The sequence below is a fragment of the Nonomuraea sp. MG754425 genome (assembly GCF_021699195.1).
Taxonomy (GTDB): domain Bacteria; phylum Actinomycetota; class Actinomycetes; order Streptosporangiales; family Streptosporangiaceae; genus Nonomuraea.
Genome location: NZ_SSXE01000201.1, coordinates 1 through 17,241, shown reverse-complemented (window position 1 = coordinate 17,241; position 17,241 = coordinate 1). Strand labels below are relative to the sequence as shown.

Annotated in this window: 17 protein-coding genes and 1 pseudogene; 10 read left to right on the top strand and 8 right to left on the bottom strand. The window is 73.2% G+C overall.

From position 1 onward, the window contains the following. From FAF44_RS43855 to FAF44_RS43845, 3 genes are all read right to left on the bottom strand, one after another. Positions 1–964: ABC transporter substrate-binding protein (locus tag FAF44_RS43855; protein WP_237109335.1), on the bottom strand; the 964-nt coding region annotated here is incomplete at its 3' end. A 21-nt stretch (positions 965–985) separates the two neighbouring features. Beyond that, on the bottom strand, positions 986–1,750 hold the full coding sequence (locus tag FAF44_RS43850) for an amino acid ABC transporter ATP-binding protein (RefSeq protein WP_272895850.1): 765 nt from the start codon (positions 1,748–1,750) through the stop codon (positions 986–988). Further along, positions 1,747–2,616 carry an amino acid ABC transporter permease gene (locus tag FAF44_RS43845; RefSeq protein WP_237109334.1) on the bottom strand — a complete coding sequence of 290 codons (870 nt, stop codon included), beginning with the start codon at positions 2,614–2,616 and terminating at the stop codon, positions 1,747–1,749. Before FAF44_RS43845 ends, FAF44_RS43850 begins: the two co-directional genes overlap by 4 nt. A 250-nt stretch (positions 2,617–2,866) precedes the next feature. Here FAF44_RS43845 and FAF44_RS43840 point away from each other — a divergent pair, with 250 nt between their 5' ends. From FAF44_RS43840 to FAF44_RS43795, 10 genes are all read left to right on the top strand, one after another. Further along, on the top strand, positions 2,867–3,568 hold the full coding sequence (locus FAF44_RS43840) for an HAD family hydrolase (protein WP_237109333.1): 702 nt from the start codon (positions 2,867–2,869) through the stop codon (positions 3,566–3,568). Beyond that, a complete protein-coding gene (locus FAF44_RS43835) occupies positions 3,565–4,038 on the top strand; it encodes a DMT family transporter (RefSeq protein ID WP_237109332.1) in 474 nt (157 codons plus the stop codon). The genes FAF44_RS43840 and FAF44_RS43835 overlap by 4 nt, the downstream gene beginning before the upstream one ends. Positions 4,039–4,042: 4 nt before the next feature. Then, positions 4,043–4,504, top strand: a complete 462-nt coding sequence (locus FAF44_RS43830) for a DMT family transporter (protein ID WP_237109331.1) — start codon at positions 4,043–4,045, stop codon at positions 4,502–4,504. Continuing rightward, on the top strand, positions 4,483–5,661 hold the full coding sequence (locus FAF44_RS43825) for a questin oxidase family protein (protein ID WP_237109330.1): 1,179 nt from the start codon (positions 4,483–4,485) through the stop codon (positions 5,659–5,661). Before FAF44_RS43830 ends, FAF44_RS43825 begins: the two co-directional genes overlap by 22 nt. Continuing rightward, the gene (upp, locus tag FAF44_RS43820) at positions 5,658–6,332 is read left to right on the top strand and encodes a uracil phosphoribosyltransferase (protein ID WP_237109329.1); all 675 of its coding nucleotides are present in this window, start codon (positions 5,658–5,660) and stop codon (positions 6,330–6,332) included. Before FAF44_RS43825 ends, upp begins: the two co-directional genes overlap by 4 nt. Continuing rightward, on the top strand, positions 6,329–10,102 hold the full coding sequence (locus tag FAF44_RS43815) for an amino acid adenylation domain-containing protein (protein WP_237109328.1): 3,774 nt from the start codon (positions 6,329–6,331) through the stop codon (positions 10,100–10,102). Before upp ends, FAF44_RS43815 begins: the two co-directional genes overlap by 4 nt. Next, entirely contained in the window at positions 10,102–10,332 is a 231-nt protein-coding gene (locus FAF44_RS43810) for a tautomerase family protein (protein WP_237109327.1), read from the top strand. The genes FAF44_RS43815 and FAF44_RS43810 overlap by 1 nt, the downstream gene beginning before the upstream one ends. Then, a complete protein-coding gene (locus FAF44_RS43805; RefSeq protein WP_237109326.1) occupies positions 10,329–11,255 on the top strand; it encodes a pseudouridine-5'-phosphate glycosidase in 927 nt (308 codons plus the stop codon). The genes FAF44_RS43810 and FAF44_RS43805 overlap by 4 nt, the downstream gene beginning before the upstream one ends. A 28-nt stretch (positions 11,256–11,283) precedes the next feature. Next, positions 11,284–12,420: an LLM class flavin-dependent oxidoreductase gene (locus FAF44_RS43800; protein WP_237109325.1), complete on the top strand. Its 1,137-nt coding sequence runs from the start codon at positions 11,284–11,286 to the stop codon at positions 12,418–12,420. Positions 12,421–12,778: 358 nt separating this feature from the next. Then, positions 12,779–13,822 (top strand): hypothetical protein, encoded by a 1,044-nt coding sequence (locus tag FAF44_RS43795; protein WP_237109324.1) that lies wholly within the window; start codon positions 12,779–12,781, stop codon positions 13,820–13,822. 79 nt (positions 13,823–13,901) lie between these two features. On the opposite strand, the gene FAF44_RS43790 is transcribed toward FAF44_RS43795, so the two are convergent. From FAF44_RS43790 to FAF44_RS43770, 5 genes and pseudogenes are all read right to left on the bottom strand, one after another. Next, positions 13,902–14,462 (bottom strand): hypothetical protein, encoded by a 561-nt coding sequence (locus tag FAF44_RS43790; RefSeq protein WP_237109323.1) that lies wholly within the window; start codon positions 14,460–14,462, stop codon positions 13,902–13,904. Positions 14,463–14,480: 18 nt separating this feature from the next. Further along, positions 14,481–14,888, bottom strand: a complete 408-nt coding sequence (locus FAF44_RS43785) for an Rrf2 family transcriptional regulator (protein WP_237109322.1) — start codon at positions 14,886–14,888, stop codon at positions 14,481–14,483. A gap of 8 nt (positions 14,889–14,896) precedes the next feature. Next, a complete protein-coding gene (locus tag FAF44_RS43780) occupies positions 14,897–15,838 on the bottom strand; it encodes a sulfite exporter TauE/SafE family protein (protein WP_237109321.1) in 942 nt (313 codons plus the stop codon). Between the two features lie 307 nt (positions 15,839–16,145). After that, positions 16,146–16,538, bottom strand: coding sequence for a FixH family protein (locus FAF44_RS43775; RefSeq protein WP_237109320.1), 393 nt, complete (start codon positions 16,536–16,538; stop codon positions 16,146–16,148). Then, positions 16,535–17,241, bottom strand: a pseudogene (locus FAF44_RS43770) (hypothetical protein); the annotation flags it as partial. The gene FAF44_RS43775 and the pseudogene FAF44_RS43770, both read right to left, overlap by 4 nt.

Here is a 17,241-nt window from a genome sequence, read left to right as displayed (position 1 = left end):
GCCCGGGAGGGTTGATCTCCGACTTCGGGACCGCCTCGTTGCCCAGCCCCCAGCGTTCGAGCACCTCCTGGTACTTACCGTTGGCGATGACCGTGTTCAGCGCCTCGCCGACCGGCTTGACCAGGCCGTTGTCCTTCTTGGTCATGGCCGCGATGAGCCCCTGCAGGTCGGGCCCCGCGCCGGAGAAGGTGCCGGCGATCCGGGAGCCGCCGCTGACGGCGATGTTGTAGGCGATGTTCGGGTTGGGGCCGAAGTACGCCTGGACGCGTCCCGACTTGAGGGCGAGCAGCACGTCGCCGTACTGCTGGTAGTACTGGATCTCGGCCGGTTCGCGCCCGGCGGCGCGGTTCTGCTCGTCCCAGTCGAGCAGGATCTTCTCCTGGTTCGTGCCGGAGGCGACCGAGACGCGCAGCCCGGCGATGTCGGCGGGCCCGTCGATCGCCTTGATCGGGCTGTTCTCGGGCACCTGCCAGCCGAGCTGGTCGATCCGGTACGTGGCGAAGTCGAAGATGTCCTTGCGTTCCTCGGTGACGGTGACGTTGCTGAAGACGACCTCGTACTTGCCGGACCTGGCGGCCAGGAACAGGTTCTCCCAGGAGGTGCTCTCCGGGGCGAACTCCAGGCCGAGCACGTCGGCGACGAGCTGGGCGACGTCGGTCTCGACGCCGATCAGCGTGGTGTCGTCGGTGGCCGGGAACACCAGCGGCGGGGACCCGCTGGCGCTGTGGCCCACGCTGAGCCTGCCGTCGGCGGCGACCTCCTCGGGCACCTGGGCGGCGATGGCGTCCACCTTCTCGGCACGTACCCGGTTCTGCTCCGGGCCGAGGTTCATCCTCTTGCCCGAGACGACAGGGGCCGGGGCGCCGGACGGGGCGGCGAGCTGCGGTTCCGCGCCGCAGGCGGTGGCGGCGAGCAGGAGCAGGAGCGCGGGCAAGGTGAGGGCCCGCGCGGGCGATGCGCGCATGTGTTCGTTCCTCAGGGGATGTCAGAGAACCTTGCCGATGAAGGCGCGGGTACGTTCGTGCAGGGGATCGTCGAGGACCTGGGCGGGCGGGCCGTGCTCGACGACGCGGCCGGCGTCCATGAACGCCACGGTGTCGGCCACCTCGCGGGCGAACCCGATCTCGTGGGTGACCACGATCATCGTGGTGCCGCCCCTGGCGAGGTCCTTGATCACGTCGAGCACCTCCCCCACCAGCTCGGGGTCCAGGGCGGAGGTCGGCTCGTCGAACAGCAGCAGTTTGGGCTCCAGCGCGAGGGCTCTGGCGATGGCCACCCGCTGCTGCTGCCCGCCGGAGAGGGTGCGGGGGTAGGCGTCGGCCTTGTCGGCCAGGCCCACCCGGGTCAGCAGCCGCTCGGCCAGCGGCTCGACCTCGGCGCGCGGCCGGCGCTGGGCCGACAGCGGCGCCTCCGTGAGGTTCTGCCGGACCGTGAGGTGCGGGAACAGGTTGAACGCCTGGAAGACGAAGCCGATCTGGGTGCGCTGCCGGAGCACCTCGCGCTCGGGCAGTTCGTGCAGGCGGTCGCCGGCCTGGCGGTAGCCGAGCAGCCGCCCGTCCACGCGGACGGAGCCGCGGTCCACCTTCTCCAGGTGGTTGATCGTGCGCAGCAGCGTGGACTTGCCCGAGCCCGACGGGCCCAGCAGCACCAGGACCTCGCCCTTGCGCACCTCCAGGTCCACGCCGCGCAGCACGTGCAGGGCGCCGAAGCTCTTGTGCACGCCGCGCAGTTCCACCATGGGACCGTTCATGCCCGCCCCCTGCCGTAGTGGCGTTCGACGTAGTGCTGCGCGATCGACAGGGCGGTGGTCAGGACGAGGTACCAGACGGCGGCGACCAGCAGCAGCGCCATGACCCGGCCGTTGCGGTTGTAGATCACCTGTACCTGGTAGAACAGTTCGGGCAGCGCCATGATGTACACCACCGAGGTGCCCTTGACCAGGCCGATGATCTCGTTGCCGGCGTTGGGCACGATGGTCCGCATGGCCTGCGGCAGGATGATCCGGAACAGCCGTCGCGCGGGCGGCAGCCCGAGGGCGGCGGCGGCCTCCCGTTGCCCGTGGTCCACCGACAGCAGCCCGCCGCGGACGATCTCGGCGGCGTAGGCGGCCTGGTGCAGGGCCAGCCCGAGCACCGCCGCGGTGAGCGGCCCGATGAGGTCCATGGTGCCGAAGTCGAAGAACTCGGGGCCGAACGGCACCCCGACCGACAGCCGGGGGTAGAGCAGCGCCAGGTTGTACCAGAACAGCAGTTGCAGGATGAGCGGCACCGACCGGAACAGCCACACGTACCCCCAGGCGACCGCGGACAGCAGCCGGTTGGGCGAGAGCCGCATGAGGGCCAGCACCGTGCCCAGCGCGAAGCCGAGCCCGATGGCGAGCACGGTCAGCTCCAGTGTGAGCAGCACCGAGCGCACCACCGAGGGCGCGAACAGGTACTGCCGGACGACGTCCCACTCCCACGCGGGGTTGGTCACCAGGGCGCTGACGACCATGGCGAGCAGCACCAGGACGACGGCCGCGCCCAGCCAGCGCAGGGGGTGACGGGCGGTCACCACCTCGGGCGGCCGTCCCTCTTCCTGGCGGGGCGGCGGTGTCTCGACCTCGCGCAACGTCACGAGGGGCCTCCCATCGGGCGAGGGACGGCGGATAAGTCGGAGCCCTGGCTCATGGCCACGAAGCTACGATCCCGCCATCACAAAGTCAACATTTCCTACTGGATATACATGTTATCCCCCACGCCCCGGCCAGGCGAGAACGAATTACCCCTAAAACCCACTTGATTTACAGCAAATACCCGCCTACGTTGAAGGCCCAGCGCCCCACCCGGCGGGCCCGCCCGCGCGCCGGCCGGAGAGGATTGACGTCATGAGCCACCTGACCGTCTTCGACCTCGACGGAACGCTCGTCGACACCCCCAGCGCGATCGTGGAGACCTTCACCGCGGCGTTCGGCGCGCTGGGCGTCGCCGCTCCGGAGGCCGCCGCCGTCCGCGCCACGATCGGGATCCCGCTCGGACGGGCCTTCGCCGGCCTGCTCGGCGTGCCCCCGGACGACGGCCTGGTCACCGAAGGAGTGCGGCACTACCAGCGCCTGTTCAAGGAGATCATCCTGCCGCGCGGCCCCGAACTGCTCTTCCCCGGCGTCACGCAAGGGCTGGACGAGCTGCGCGGGCTGGGCCGCACACTCGCCGTCGCGACCAGCAAGTTCCACGCCAACGCCGACGCGCTGCTGCGCTCGGCCGGGCTGCGCGACCGGTTCGCCCTGGTCGTCGGGGCGGACCAGGTCACCCGGCCCAAGCCGGACCCGGAGTCGGGCCGGCTGGTCCTGCGCACGCTCGGGGTGGCGGCCGAGCACGCGGTGATGGTGGGCGACACCGTGCACGACATCCAGATGGCCCACGCCGCGGGCATGCGCTCGATCGCCGTCACCTACGGCGTGCAGAGCGCGGCCGAGCTGATCCCTGCCCGTCCCACCTGGATCGCCGGCACCTTCGGCGAGGTCGTGGCCCGCGCGGCGAACGGCTCGCTCCGGGGCACGGCCGCCGCGCCCGAGGAGCTGGCGGGATGACCGGACGCGCGCTCGACTGGCTGCTCGCGATCGCGGGCGGCGTGCTGCTCACGCTGATGACCCTGTCCAACGCCGTGCTGGCCCGCCACACCGACGCGCTGTGGGCCTCCTGGGCCGCGCACGGCCTCGGAGCCGTGGTGGCGCTGGTCCTGGTGCTGACGATCGCCCGCCGCAAGCCGGCACCCGGCCAGAACACCGGGAGCGGCGCCCGGACCAGGACGCCGCTCTGGTACTACCTGGGCGGCATCCCCGGCGCACTCGTCGTCATCCTGTCGGCGGTCGCGGTCAACAGCGAGCTGGCCCTGGCCGGCACCATCGCGCTGATGCTGACCGGCCAGATGGTCTTCGGCACCGCCGCCGACCACCTGGGCCTGCTGCACATCCCCAGACGCCGCGTCACGGGCACGGACCTGGCGGTCGCCGGGTGCGTGCTCGCGGGCAGCGTGCTGATCGTGCTCGGCGGGGCGTGACCCTGTGCTCTTCTTCGTCCTGCTCGCGCTGCTCAACGGCGTGCTCATCGGCGCGAGCCGCACCATCAACGGCCAGCTCAGCACCCGGGCGGGCGCGTTCCGGGCCTCCGTGTGGAACCACGTGGTGGGCCTCGTCTTCCTGAGCGCGGTCCTGCTCGTCCTGCGGACCTGGCCGGACGTCACGGACGTGCCCGTCGCCGCCTACGCGGGCGGGGTGTTCGGCGCGCTGTTCGTCGCCGTCAACAGTTACGTGTTCCCGAGGCTGGGCGCGATGAGCGCCTCCGTGCTGGTGATCAGCGGGCAGGTGCTGTCCGCCGTACTGATCGACTGCGTCCAGCAGCGCACGCTGCCGGCGCCGATCAGGCTCGCCGGCGTGGCCCTCGTGCTCCTGGGGCTCAGCCTGCCCCGCATCACGGCCCGTCTCCGGCAGAAGGAGATCCAGAAGTGCCCGACCGAGCAGAAGTGATCGACGAACTCCTCGACGACCGCTCCTACCACATCGAGTTCAACGGCCATCTCACCAACCACGCCAAGCACGCCGTCGTCGCCCTGGCCGGGCTCGGCGTGCCGGCCGGGGAGATCAAGGCGTACTACGACGCGTACGCCAAGCTCACCTCGTACGGGTTCGGCCTGGAGCCGCCCCGGCCGGACCGGCTGCACATCACGGAGCGGAACTGGCGCGCCCACCTCGGACGGCGCACCGGCTTCTGGTCCTACTGCGACTTCTTCGACCGGCAGGAGCAGGCGCTCGGCCTGGACGAGGTCCTGCGCCGCTACGTGCCCGAGCTGCTGCCCGGCTGGACCGGCGCGTTCACGCACGCCACCATCCACCTCGGCTGGGCGCTGGACGCCGGTCACCGGTGGATGGCGATCGAGGGCCTGGCCTACCTGGCCTTCTCCTACGCGACCTGCCATCCCGAGCGGGCCCGCCCGCCGGGCCCCGACGACGGCGAGACGCCGGTGGAGTCGCTGCTGCGGCTGGCGGGCGTGTGGGACGAGCGCCGCGACGAGCTCGTCCACTGGGTGGCGGCGACGCTGGCCGACACCTCCCCCGTCGAGGACGGCCGCATCCATCCCGAGCTGCTCCGCTCCGGCCTGCAGTTCCGCATCGCCCGCACGCTGAGCGAGGGGCACCCGCTCTTCTACGACACACCCGGCTGGACGCGGGACGACGACTGGGAGCCGCTCTACTACGCGGTCACCCTGCTCTACCTGTCGCGCCCCGGCGACTTCGTGCTGCTGCACCTGATCACCTCGCTGCACGCGCTGGAGCAGATCGCCCTGCGGCTGCCGGACGACCAGCGGCGGCGCGCCGCCGTCAGCTTCTGGATCGGGCTGCTCGGCACGGTGTTCTCCGGCGGCGACTTCCCCCGCCGCGACAAGCTGGCCGCGCTGCACCGGCTCTTCTCCGCCGCCGTGGACGACGGGCCGCGCGGCCGGGAGTGGGACACGATCGTCGGCCGGGCCGTCATCGAGGAGGAGGAGCACAACCCCAAGCTCGTCCACGTGCTGCGCCAGGTGTGGCGGCGCAGCGGCCGGCGCTCGCTCTACCGCGTCGCGGCGGGCCAGTTCACCGCGACGCCGGAGCTGCCGCCCTCCTTCGACGAGCCTCCGGCCGCGTGACGGGCCCCGCCATGTCCACGCGGCCGAACCTGCACCTGCTCCCGCAGACCCGCCAGCTCCGCGCGCTGCACACCGCCGTGCGGGACCGGCGGGCCGGGCTCGACGTCTTCGTCCGGCACTCCCGCCGGATCATCCGCCTGCTGCTGGAGGCCGGCCTGGACCAGCTCCCCTTCGCCGAGCACGACGTGACCACCCCGGTGGGCGCGACCTACCGGGGCCTCAGGCAGGCCGTGGACGTGTGCGCGGTGGCCGTGGTCAGGGCCGGGGAGAGCATGGAGGCCGAGGTACGCGACATCCTCCCGGACGTCCGCATCGGCAAGATCCTCATCCAGCGGGACAAGCGGACCAAGCTCCCGCACCTGTACTACGAGCACCTCCCGCACGACATCGCCGGGAGCCACGTGCTGCTGCTGGAGCCGATGCTGGCCACCGGCGGCTCGGCGAACGCCGCCATCGAGGTGCTGCGCAAGGCCGGTGTGCGGGAGGAGCACATCGTGCTGATCGGCTTCATCGCCGCGCCCGAGGGCGTCGCCGCCGTCGGCGCGGCGCACCCGGGCGTCCGGATCGTCGTCTCCGCGATGGAAGAGCGGCTGAACGACGACGCCTTCATGGTCCCCGGCATCGGCGACTTCGGCGACCGTTACTTCGGCACCACCCACTCGGGGGCATGATGATCAGCATTTCCTCCGTCGGTCCCGCCGGGCTCCGCACTCCCGTCGGCGTCGGGGCCTGCCTGCCCGACCTGCTGCTCCAGCAGGCCGACAGCCGGCCGGACGCGGTCGCGGTGACGGGCGCGGGCGGCAGCCTGACCTACCGCGAGCTCGTACGGGACGCCGGCCGGCTGGCCGCCCGCCTGCAAAGCCTGTCGATCGGCCCCGACGACCGCGTCGGCCTGTACGCCGGGCCGTCGGCCGGCCTGGTGACCGGGGTGTGGGGCATCCTGTTGGCGGGGGCGGCCTACCTGCCGCTGTCGCCCGAGTACCCGCGCGACCGCTTACGCTTCATGATCGAGGACAGCCGGACGGGCGTCGTCGTCGCCCAGGACCACCTGGCCGGGGAGTTGTCGGAGCTGGTCCCGCCGGGCACCCGGGTCGTGCCGCTCGGCGAGGCCCTCGCGGGCCCCGGCCCCGGCCCCCGGCCGCGCCCGGCCGCCTGGCGGCCCGGCTCGCTCGCCTACGTCATCTACACCTCCGGCAGCACGGGCCGGCCCAAGGGCGTGCTGATCGAGCACCACAGCATCGCCTCCCAGTTGCGCTGGATGCACACGTGCGGGCACATCGGCCCGCACACCACGGTGCTGCAGAAGACTCCGGCGAGCTTCGACGCCGCGCAGTGGGAGATCCTCGCGCCCGCGTTCGGCGCCCGCGTGGTCACGGCCCCGCCGGGCGGCCACCGCGACCCCGAGGCGCTGGTCGAGGCCATGGTCGCCCACGACGTCACCACGCTGCAGTGCGTGCCGACGCTGCTGGAGGCGCTCGTCGAGGGCGGCGGCCTGTCCCGCTGCACCGCGCTCACCCGGGTCTTCTCCGGCGGCGAGGCCCTGACCAGACGGCTGGCCAGGGAGTTCTTCGCCGCGCTGCCCGGCGCGTCGCTGATCAACCTGTACGGCCCCACCGAGTGCACGATCAACGCCACCGCGCACGTGGTCGATCCCGGCCAGACGGGCGAGGGGGATGGAACGCTCCCGATCGGCGTCCCGGTGGACAACACCCACTGCTTCGTCCTGGACGGCGACCTCGCCCCGGTGGACATCGGCGAGACCGGCGAGCTGTACATCGGCGGCGCGCAACTCGCCCGCGGCTACCTCGACCGGCCCGAGCAGACCAGGGAACGTTTCATCCCCTCGCCATTCGTCCCGACCCAGCGGCTCTACCGCACCGGCGACCTGGCGTACTGGAACCCGGACGGCACCATCCAGTTCGCCGGCCGCGCGGACGACCAGGTCAAGTTGCGCGGCCACCGGATCGAGCCGGGCGAGGTGGCCCGCGCCGCCGAGCGGCACGACTGGGTGCGGCGGGCGGCGGCCGTCGTCGTGCGCGACGAGCGGACCGGGTCGCCGCACCTGGTGGTCTGCGCCGAGCTGGACCCGGACGAGGCGGCGCTGATGGACCAGGGGCACCGCTCGGCCCACCACCGTTCCAAGGCCGACCGGCTCCAGGTGCGCGCCCAGCTCGCCGGCACCGGCCTGCGAACGGACCTGCCCGGCCGGGACGTGGTGGCGCTGCGGGGCCGGCACGAGCCGGCGGGCCAGCGGCGGGCGGCCTTCGCCCGCAAGACCTACCGGTTCTACGAGGGCGGCCCGGTGACGCGGGCGGACCTGCTGGCCCTGCTCGCCCCGCGCCCGCCGGCCGCGCTCGGCCGCGATCCCGGCGAGCTCGGGCCCGACGAGCTGGGGCGGATCCTGCGCTGGTTCGGCCGCTTCCACAGCGACCGGCGGCTGCTGCCCAAGTACGCCTACGCCTCCCCCGGCGCCCTGTACGCGACCCAGCTCTACATCGAGACCGGCGGCCTGGACGGCCTGGCGGCGGGGCTGTACTACTACCATCCGGCCGAGCACGCCCTCTACCGGATCGGCCCGGCCCGGATGCCGAAGCAGACCCGGCTGCTGGTGCACCTGTCCGGCAGGCGGGCGGCGATCGGGCCGGTCTACCGGGAGAACGTGCACGAGGTCCTCGAGTTCGAGGCCGGCCACATGGTGGGCCTGTTCGAGGAGGTGCTGCCGGCGTACGGGCTGGCGATCCGCCCGGTGGACCGGATCGCCTCGGTGCGGGAGCGGCTGGACGTGGCCCCGGACGACCACTACGTCGGCACGTTCGAGATCCGGCGGCACGACGACCGGCCTCCCGAACCCGGCACGGTCGAGGTCCACGTGCAGGCCCATCCGGGACGCGTGCGCGACCTGGAGGCGGGCTGGTACCGCCACCGCGACGGCGCGCTGGAGCGGGTCTCGGCCGAGATCGTGCTGCGCCGGCACGTCGTGGCCATCAACCAGCAGGTGTACGACCGCGCGTCCTTCGGCGTCGCGCTGACGGCGGCGGACGTGCGGCCCTGGCTGGCGTACGTCGTGCTCGGGGCCCGGCTGCACCACCTGCAGCGCAACGGCGTGGGCCTCGGCCTGATGTCGTCGGGCTACAGCTCCAAGAGCGGCCACCCGATGCCCGCCGCCCGCCGCGTGGCCCGGCTGCTGGGCGGCGTCCCGCAGGCGATGTACTTCGCCCTCGGCGGCCGGGTCAGCGCCGGGCAGATCGCTGGCGAGGACATGCGCGAGGACACGGTGCACATGAAGGGCCCCGCCGAGCTGATCAAGGACGAGCTGGCCCGGCTGCTGCCCGACTACATGCTGCCCAGCCGGGTGCTGATCGTGGACGCCCTGCCCCTGACGGCCAACGGCAAGGTGGACGCGGCCGCGCTGCGGGCACTGGCCGCCCTGCGGCCCGCCGTCCCGTTCACGCCGCCCGCGACCAGGACCGAACGCCGGCTGGCCGCCGAGTGGGGCCGGGCGCTGAAGTACGAGGAGGTGTCGGCGGTGGACGACTTCTTCGCCGCCGGCGGCAACTCGCTCACGGCGGTGACGCTGATCAACCGGATCAACCGGGAGTTCGGCACCCGGCTGCCGTTCCAGGCCCTGTTCGAGTCGCCCACGCTGAGGGGGCTCGCCTCCCGGGTCGACGACGGGCGGGCGACGCCGTCCTCGCGGCTGGTGCCGCTGGGGCCGGGCACGGCGGGACGGCCGGTCTTCTGCTGGCCGGGGCTGGGCGGCTACCCGATGAACCTGCGCCCGCTGGCCCGGCTGGGCGAGCGGCCTTTCTACGGGATCCAGGCGTACGGGCTCAACCCCGGCGAGGTGCCCTACCCGGCGATCGGCGACATGGCCGCCGCCGACCTGGCCGAGATCCGGCGGGCCCAGCCGGAGGGGCCGTACACGCTGTGGGGGTACTCCTTCGGCGCCCGGGTCGCCTTCGAGACCGCCAGGCTGCTCGAACAGGCCGGCGAGACGGTGGACGGGCTGGTGCTGATCTGCCCGGGGAACCCGCGGGCGGGTGCCGGACGCCGCCCGCGCGAGGCGTCGTTCGCGAACCCGGAGTACGTCTCGATCCTCTTCTCCGTCTTCGCCGGCGCGCTCGCCGGCCCCGACCTGGAACGCTGCCTGGAGCGGGCGCGCGACGAGGACACCTTCGTGGACTTCGTGCGCGACCTGCTGCCCGAGCTGGACCGGCCGCTGGTGCGCCGGATCACCCGCCTGGTGGCCAGGACCTACGCCTTCCCGTACGAGTTCGGCGACCTGGCCGCGCCCGTGACGGTCATCAGGGCGGCGGGCGACGACCGGCCCACCGTCGCGGGCACGGTCATCGACCTGGCCGCCGACCACTACGGCGCGCTCAGGGAGCCCGGCGTCGCCGAACTGGCCCACGCGATCCGGACGACCACGAAGGAGTTCTGATGCCGCACGTCACGATCCAGCACTTCCCCCTCGACCTGGCCCCGGAGCAGCGGCGGCGGCTCGCGGACGCGCTCACCGCGCTCCTCGTGGAACAGCTCGGGACCTACCCGGGAGCGGTGTCGATCGCCCTCGAACCGGTGCAGCCCGCCGACTGGGCCGGCACGGTGTACGAGCCGCGGATCGCGGGCCGCTCCGAGCTGCTGATCAAGACGCCGGAGTACCGGAGTTGACCGGCATCCCGCTGGTCGTCGCCGAGGAGGTGGCCCAGGCGCTGGCCGAGGGCCGCGCGGTGGTGGCGCTGGAGTCGAACGTGGTCACCCACGGCCTGCCGTACCCGGACAACGCGGCCACGGCGGCCAAGGTGGAGTCCGCGGTACGGGCCGGCGGCGCGGTCCCGGCGACGATCGGGGTGGACGGGGGCCGGCTGCTGATCGGCATGGGCGAGGCGGACATCGAGCGGTTCGCCTCGACCCCGGGCATCCCGAAGGTCAGCAGCCGGGACCTGCCCGTGGCGCTGGCGCGGGGCGGGCCGGGAGCGACCACCGTGGCCTCCTCGCTGGTCGCCGCCGAGCTGGCGGGCATCCCGTTCTTCGCCTCGGCGGGCATCGGCGGCGTGCACCGGGGCGCGCAGGCCACGATGGACGTCTCGGCGGACCTCATCCAGTTCACCCGCTCGCGGGTGGCGGTCGTCTGCGCGGGGGCCAAGCACATCCTCGACCTCGGTCTCACCCTGGAGTACCTGGAGACGCAGGGCGTCCCGCTCGTCGCCTTCCGCTCGGACGACTTCCCGGCCTTCTACTGCGCCTCCAGCGGGCTGCGCAGCCCGCACCGGATCGACGAGCCGGACGTCGTCGCCCGCGTGGTCGAGAACCACTGGGCGGCGGGCAACCGCGGCGCCGTCGTCATCACCACCCCGCCGCGCCCCGAGGACGCCGTGGACTCCTCCGTGGCCGAGGCCGCCGTGCGCGAGGCGCTGGCCGCCGCCGAGCGGGACGGCGTCCGGGGCAACGCGATCACCAAGTACCTCATGCGGGCCGTGGACGCCGTCACCGGCGGGCGTACCGCGCAGGCCAACATGGCCGTGCTGATCAGCACGGCCGAGGTCGGCGGCGTGCTCGCGGCGGCCCACGCCCGCCACCGTCTCCTCCCGTGACAGGACCCGCCAGGAAAGGATCTTCCGCATGCCCGTGGAGTTTCTCGGCATCGCCTACACCAACAACGCCTCGGAGACCACCGCGCGCTCCGGGCTCGCCTTCGACAAGGAGTACACCCTCCGGCTCGCCCGCGCGCACGAGGACCACGGCTGGGACCGGGTCCTGTTCGCCTACGGCTCCGACACGCCGATCCCCACGCCGGCCGCCGGCTACCTGGCCGCGAAGGTGGAGCGGCTGCAGATCCTGCTCGCGCACCGGCCGAACGTGTCGTACCCGACCTATGCCGCGCGCTCGTTCGCGACGCTGGACCAGATCAGCGACGGGCGGCTGGCCATCCACTTCATCACCGGCGGCAACGACCGCGAGCAGCGCCGCGAGGGCGACACGCTCACCAAGGACGAGCGCTACAGCCGGACCAGGGAGTACATCCAGATCGTCAAGAAGGTGTGGACCAGCAGGGAGCCGTTCGACCACGAGGGCGAGCACTACCGCTTCCACGACTTCGTCAGCGACGTCTTCCCGGTGCGGCAGCCGCATCCCGGCGTCTCGTTCGGCGGCTCCTCCCCGGCCGCGTACGCCGCCGGCGGCGCGGAGGCCGGGGTGTACTGCCTGTGGGGCGAGCCGCTGGCCGACACCGCCCAGCAGATCGAGTCGGTGTGGGCGGCGGCGCGGGCGGCGGGGCGGACCGACCGGCCGCGGATCCAGGCGGCCTTCCGTCCGATCATCGCGCCCACGGAGGAGCTGGCGTGGGAGAAGGCCCACCGTACGGTCGAGGCGATCGCCACGCGCCGGGCGGTGCGGCAGCCGCCGCGCGGCCACCACCCCGACGGCCCGGAGAACACGGGCGCGCGGCGGCTGATCGCCATCGCCGCCAGGGGCGAGCGCTTCGACCGGGCGCTGTGGACGCCCACGTCGGCCGCCACCGGCGGGGAGGGCAACTCCAACGCGCTGGTCGGCACCCCGGAGACCGTGGCCAGGGCGCTGCTCGACTACTACGACCTGGGCGTGGACATCATCTCGGCGCGCGGCTACGACCTGCTCGGCGACGCCGTCGACTTCGGCCGTCACGTGATCCCGATCATCAGGGAGGAGGTGGCCAGGCGGGACCGCGAGGGCGCCGAGCGCGGACCGCACCTGCTGGAGAAGATCGTCGCGGGGATCTGACGGGCTCCGCGTAGCCGCGATCGGCCGGCTGCTCTTGCGGGCCGATCGCGTGACAGGCTATATTCCTACTATGCCTATGGGAAATACCTGAAGGGTTTCCCTCTGGCCTCGCTCCCGCTACGAGCGGGGGCCCGGTACGGTGGCGACGTGCTCAACGGCGAGTGCGGAGAGCGCCGGACCGGCAGGCTGTTCGGGGTCGGGCACGCCGGCGATCGGCAGGATCGTCGCGGGCGGCACCACGCGCCAGGCTGGGGCGCATCAACCCGGCCCGGCCCCGTCACCTCCCGGCGGACGCGTTCGCCTGGAGGACCCTCCGTGTTAACAACACAGCCCAAAGCACCCCATAGATTCCCACTCCATGGCTTTTAATGACATGTCCCCTGTTTCCCGGCGGTCGCTGCTCGCCGGCGCGCTGGCCGGGGCCGGGCTCACCGTGCTGGGCGGCGTCCCGGCGCGGGCTTCCGCCAGGCCGCGGAGGCCGCGCGTACTGATCGCCACGAACGAGCCGTGGGGCACCTATCACGTCTCGCCCCTGCTGCCCGAGGCTCGGCGGCAGGGCTGGGAGATCGTGCAGCTCGTCCCCGACCGCTCGGGCGTCAAGCCCGGCGACCCGGTCCCGGTCACACTGCTCGACGAGGCCGGCGACGCCGACCTGCTCGTGGTGACGGGCGCCGGCGACTGGCCCGCGGAGTGCGCGGCCCGGCTGCGCGGGCTACCGCTGGCCGCCTCCTCGCTGGCCTACCAGCTCCCGGTCGAGGCACCGCGGGCGAAGGAGTTCCGGGGGCGGCTGCGGGCGATCACGGCGTCGTCGCCGGCCGAGGCGCAGGTGTTCGACGACTACCTGGGCGTACGCCGCCCGATCGAGGTGGTGGGCACGCCGCAGACCGACGACCTGCCCAGGCACGCGCCCGAGGCGGGCACCGTGCTGGTGCTCACCAGCGTCACCCGGTCGAGCGAGACCGGCGGCTCGGCCCCCGGCACCGAACTGCTGCTCGGCGCGGCCGAGCGCCTCGCGGCGGCGGGCCGGCACATCCTGGTCGGCCTGCACCCCCGCGAGGACCGCTCGCTGTGGGAGCGGTACGAGATCAGCACCGTCCCCTCCGTGCAGGCTTCGGCCCGCGCCGAGGTCGCGATCGGCATCCCCGGAACGGTCTTCCCCGTCGTCGCCGCCGTGGGCGTGCCGCTGGTGGGCTGCACGGACCCGGCCCTGCAGATCCCCGGCTACCTGCTGAGCGTCTGCTCGCGCACGCTGACCTCGGCGGACGACGCCGTCGCCGCCGTGGACGGCGCCGAGCCGGTCTCCCGCCGCGTGCTCTACGAGGCGGCCGGGCCGGTGGGCGGCTCGGCCAGGCGGCTGTTCAAGGTGTGGCGGAAGGCGGCGGCGCGGGCGCACGCGGCCTGAGCACGCGAGCGGGGTGACGGCCGCGGACGCCGTCCCCGAGTCGGCGGCGCGGCCCGGGGCCGCACGATCGGGCCCGGCCTCACTCCCGGCCGTGCGCCTCCGGGGCCGGGTCGAGGCGCTGAAGCAGGCCGTGGACGAAGCGGGCCCGGTGGACGCGGCCGTCGTGGCGCAGGTCGATCGTCCAGTGGTGCGGGGCGGGGCCGTCGATCTGCACGGCGCCGGGGAAGCCCGCGCCGACGTCGGCCACGACGCACGCCCAGGGCGTCAGCTCGGCGAAGGACGGCGCCGCCGGGCCGGATGGCCGGACGAACCACTGGTTCCACAGCTCACCGCCGGGGCCGAGCAGCGCCTCGAACGCCAGGCCCGGCCAGGACGGCAGCGGCCAGCGCAGCACGTCGCAGGTGAGGCTGCCGGCCGGGCGGCGGCCCCGGTGCGGCGGCGGGCCCAGCGCCATCCGCAGCGCGGCGGCCCCCTTGGGGGCCCTCGGGGCGTGGGCCAGCCTGGTCCAGCGGGCGTGGGCCTCGCGCAGTTCGGCGCGGGAGGCGTGCATGCGGCCGAGTGCCTCCTCGACCTTCGCGGCGTTCACGTCGCGCATGCGGTGCATCAGGGTCAGTTCGAACTCGCGTACTCCGAAAGCCACCGCACCAGCTTGCCAGTCCTACCGGGCCTCGCGCCCGGGGTGAGCGTGGCCGTTCGAGGCTATGACGTCGGCCAGGGTGATCTCGCTGAGCAGGGCGTTCTCGTGGCTGCGCAGCCGGTCCCAGATCGCGGCCAGCGGGGCGGCGGCCGGGGAGAAGGGGCGCAGCGCCTGCTCGGCCCCCTCGGTGACGCGGATGACGTCGGCCAGCGCGATCTCCCCGGGCGGACGGGCGAGCCAGTAACCGCCGTCGGGACCGCGCTGGCTGCGGATGAGACCTGCCCGGCGCAACTGAAGCAGGATGTTGTCGCAGAAACGCCGGGGAATGTCCTGCGTGACGGCGATCCGTTCAGCGTGCACCGGGCGGTCGGCGACGGCCAGGGCGAGCATGGCGCCCAGGGCGTATTGCGTGCGGGCGGAGATTCTCATGGGCCGGCTCAGGCGGAGGCCGTTTCCTCCTCCGTCGTGGTGCGCTGGCGCTGCTCGCTCTCCACCGCCTCGACCGACTCACTGGCCTTGTCGCGACGGTACTCGCGGACGGAGTAGGCGATCGCGGCGGCCCAGATCACGGCAATGATGATGTAGGCGACGGTCTGGACGCCGCCGGAGGCGTCGATCCAGTCGCTGCGCAGCAGCGTGCGGACGTTCGTCAGCACGATCAGGCCGCCCACGGCGGAGCCGAGGATGCGCGGCGGGATGTGCCGCACGAGCCAGGCGGCGATCGGCGCGGCGATGACGCCGCCGAGCAGCAGCACGGCGACCCAGGAGAAGTTGATGTTCTCGGAGCCGATGCCGACGAAGAAGCCGACGCTGGCGGCGATGGCGACGAGGAACTCACTGGCGTCGATCGAGCCGATCACCTTGCGCGGGGCCAGCCGGCCGCTGGCGAGGATGGCGGGCGTGCCGACCGGGCCCCAGCCGCCACCGCCGGTGGCGTCCACGAAACCGGCCACCAGGCCGAGCGGCGCGAGGAAACGTCTGCGCAGCGGCTTGCCCAGGTTGCCGCGCGGCAGGCCGAACGCGGTGAAACGGATGAGAATGTAGACGCCCAGGCTCAGCAGGATGATCGACATGACCGGCGCGGCGAGCTCGGTCGACAGGCTCGACAGGAACGTCGCCCCGGCGAAGGCGCCGACCGCCCCGGGGATGCCGATCTTCGCGACGACCTTCCAGTCCACGTTGCCGAAGCGCCAGTGGGAGATGCCCGAGGCCAGCGTGGTGCCGATCTCGGCGAGGTGGACGGTTGCGGAGGCAGCCGCCGCGTTGGTGCCGATGGCCAGCAGCAGCGTGGTCGACGTGACGCCGTACGCCATGCCGAGGCTGCCATCGACGAGCTGGGCCGCGAGGCCGACCAGCCCGAGCAGGATGAGCGCTCGCACGATCTCCCCTTCCCTATCATTCCTACTGTACAAGTAGGAATAATCATTTAGGTAGGTTCGCGAACTGTCAAGCCCCGGCCTGGAGAACGAAAAACCAACCACCGGAACCCGGGAACCGAGGACGGGCCGGAGCCAAGGGCCGGGCCGAAGACCGTAGCCGCCGGAAGCTGGGGCGGCGGGGCCGGCCGGGGCCGGGCAGCCCGGAACCAAGAGCCGGTCGGGCCCGGGAGGGCGGCGGGTTGTGGGCGCCCCGTTACACCCGGCACAGTCCGGCCACGGTCGTGGCCGGGCGGCGACCCGTTGACGGTCAGTCGGTGATCAGGGTTTTTGTGATGAGTTGTTCCTCGCCTGCCGGCCCGTCGAGACGGATCGTCAGTTCCCAGACGCCGGCCATCGAGAACAGCTCCCCCTCGGCCAGGAAGCGGCCGGGCTCGCGTTCGGTGGTGGTGAGTTCGGGGGTGGCGTGGCCCATCTCGGCCATCACCGCGGACACCGCCACGCTGTCCGCGTCGCCCTTGTCCACCCTGACCTCCACGGTGACCCGGCCGGGCGCCGGGTCCTCGATCAGGACGGTGGCGGCGTAGCGGGCGCCGGTCGTGGTCACGTCGAGCGGCCCGGCCGTCCCGCTCCTGCCCACGACGAACACCGTCGCCCCGGCCGCCACCAGCGCGGCGACGGCCAGGAGCGGTCTCATCCTCATCGCCGCGCCTCCGATGCGGTCACGTCCACGGTGAAGGGGGTGGTCACGATGCGGTCGCCGGTGGCGTACTGGATCCAGGCGAGGTAGCGGCCGGGCTCGGGGAAGCTGAAGGTGAAGCGCAGCCGGGAGCCCGGGGAGCCCATCTCGTGCACGTGGCCGAGGAAGTCGCCGTCCTGGTTGCGGACGAGCAGGTGCCCGGTCATGCCGAGCCAGGGCCGCACACCGGCGGGCACGGCCAGCTCGACCGTCGTGGGACGGCCCGCGACGGGCGCGGCGGGCTGTGTCCGCGGCACGTCCGGCCCCGCCACCGGGGCGTCGCCGATGGGTGCCGCGGTGGCCTCGCCCCGGACGTCGAAGCTCGCGGCGACGAGCTGCCCGCCCGACTCCTCCCGTTCCAGCTCGGCGTGCGCCAGGTAGCGGCCGGGGCGCTCGGCCCGCAGCCGGACCTCCAGCCGTCCCGGAGCCGCGCGCAGAGGGTGGACGTGGCGGAAATAGCTCCCGTCGGCGCTGGTGACGACCAGGTGGGCGAGCGCCTCGTGGTGCACGGTGAGGTCGTCCACGGGCCGTCCGGTGGAGCCGTCCACCAGATCCACCCGGAGTGTGAACTCCTCCCCCGCGACCGGTTCGGCGGGTGTCGTCGCCACCCGCGCCTGCACGTACGGCCGCCCGCCCGCCACGGGGGTCGCGGCGGCGGGGGCGGCGC